The following is a 2047-nucleotide window of genomic DNA, read 5'->3' as shown; positions in this document are numbered from 1 at the left end:
CTACCGCAAACTTTCCCTTCGCTTATTCCGCTCCACTAATTTCAAGTAAGGGTATTTTTTGTAACCGCTCTTCTATATTGCAAAATGTATGCCAACCTATCCCAACCTGATCCAAAGCCTGTATTATCAACTATCTCGCAGTATTTACCTCTATCGCTTCCCTAGGAGCCAACTGCATCATTTAAAGAAATACTGATTTCTTTTGAGAACGTTATTTAGCAAATAACACAAATCAAGCATTAGGTACTTTACTTTGGTTACTCTTTTGGGCAGTCGATTTACTACTGGTCTTTAAAATGTAGAAAGCACAGGCAGCGCCGATTACGAGAACAATTACCTGTACCCAAAAAGCGGTCTGAAAGGCTTCTACCGGGTAAGGTTTGACTCCATTGGACACACTTTTGATAATGAGCCCCCAAATCTGTTGGAAAAGTCCCGCGCCAAAAATCCAGGCAAAACTATTAACCACCCCCATAGCTGTCCCGAGCCGTGATTGCGGAACCAGCTCTTTTATAAAGGTGAACGTGGTTGCAATAGTGACCATTTGCAAAAAGCCGTAACAAAAGTTTACCGCCTTCAATTCCGCTATAGACATGCTCTTGATATTAACCGTCATATACAGCCAAACTAATAAAAAGGCAGTGGTGCCTATTGTCATGGTCCGGGCACTATTAAATATTCTGACAGCCCATCCACTTAAAAATGATCCAACTACTAACCCGATAGCGGAATAAAATAATATATCACTAATAACCGGTTTACTAAAAGCGTAAACGTCTGCTAAATAAATACCGTTCCACAAAGATTGCAAGGTTTGAGCACTTGAGTTTACGCCAAGAGAAAGCAACCCGATTAGCCACAACATGGGCATAGCTAGAACTCCCTTTAATGAGTCCTGCGAATCATCATGTTTTGTGTCTGCTTTTACTTGCGGTACTGTCACTCCCGCTAATTCGTCCGGTGTCACTAATCCTACGTCGGACGGACGATCTCTGAGCATTGTGTAAGCAATAATTGTTAACACAATACTTAACCCGGCAACAATGTATATTGAACCCCGCCATCCGAAGGATGTCATTAAATATTGCAGCGGCGTAGTGGCAAATACGCTGCCTAACGCGCCAAAGCCCATAAATAGGCCCCATAATACAGGGTATTGAGCGGATGTAAACCATGCAGCGACTATTTTAGCGCCGCCAATCAGGAAGCCAGCTACCGCTAGGGCTATTATGATACGACCAATGACAACGACTACAAAGTTTTGGCCCGCGGCAAATACAACACTGCCAACAACAGCCAGAATTAAGATAATCGTCAACCCACGCCGGGCGCCAAATTTATCTAACAAAGCCCCAACGGGCGCCTGTGCTATGGCATAAGTCCAGGTAAATGCCAGACCTAAGAAACCAAATGCTACGGCGTCAAGCTGTAGGTCTTTCATGAGTTCCGGGCCCATTACTGCCGGCGTAATTCGATGAAAGAGCGTTAACATATATGCCAGAATAACGATAATGTACATTGGCCATTGATACCTTTTCAGCTTAGCAAACATCCTCTGTTTATCAGCATCCACCATTCTTGTCGCCTCCTGTTAATCACTTTTTAGAAAGATTCGCCATTCCTAGCGAATGGCGAATCTTCGTCCCCGCAACATCGTGCGTGGGTTATAGTATAGGTTTGCTAAAATCACTTCTTAGCGGGCTTATCAGCGCCGCATTTCTTACATTTGGTTACTTTCGTAGAATTAAATGTTTGACAACCAGCGCATTGCCAAACTAGTTTTTCGGCTAAGGGTGGTACAAATCCGCCTTTTTCATTATGTGCTCCCATAGAAATCCTCTCCTTTTTATGTTTTTAGTAATCTAATGTTAAACCTGTTAACAGCTGATCGCATAATCCATAGCCTAGCCTTACGTAAAGTTGCAGATTATTTAGAGAACAAAACCATTCTGGGTTTTTCAGCCGCTTTCTCAGCCAGTTCTTCCAAGGTACCATAGTACACAGCACCGCTCTGGCAATGATGTACGCAGGTCGGTTTTCGGCCTTC

2 protein-coding genes are annotated in these 2047 nt (G+C 43.4%); both read right to left on the bottom strand.

All coding sequences use genetic code 11. The features are described from left to right. Positions 1 to 232: 232 nt before the first annotated feature. Complete coding sequence (locus BLR65_RS28740; protein ID WP_093798259.1) at positions 233 to 1576, bottom strand: MFS transporter; 1344 nt, start codon at positions 1574 to 1576, stop codon at positions 233 to 235. Positions 1577 to 1686: 110 nt separating this feature from the next. Then, complete coding sequence (locus BLR65_RS30320; RefSeq protein ID WP_169716958.1) at positions 1687 to 1830, bottom strand: hypothetical protein; 144 nt, start codon at positions 1828 to 1830, stop codon at positions 1687 to 1689. Between the last annotated feature and the right edge of the window lie 217 nt (positions 1831 to 2047).

It is taken from the genome of Sporomusa acidovorans (assembly GCF_900101845.1).
In the GTDB taxonomy this organism is placed as follows: Bacteria; Bacillota; Negativicutes; order Sporomusales; family Sporomusaceae; genus Sporomusa; species Sporomusa acidovorans.
Note: the sequence above shows the minus strand (reverse complement) of the source record. Positions and strands in the feature narration are given on the sequence as shown.

Bases quoted from the DNA above. Each gene is read 5' to 3' on its own strand.
- BLR65_RS30320 (WP_169716958.1), bottom strand. From the start codon at position 1,830: ATGGGAGCACATAATGAAAAAGGCGGATTTGTACCACCCTTAGCCGAA.
- BLR65_RS28740 (WP_093798259.1), bottom strand. From the start codon at position 1,576: ATGGTGGATGCTGATAAACAGAGGATGTTTGCTAAGCTGAAAAGGTAT.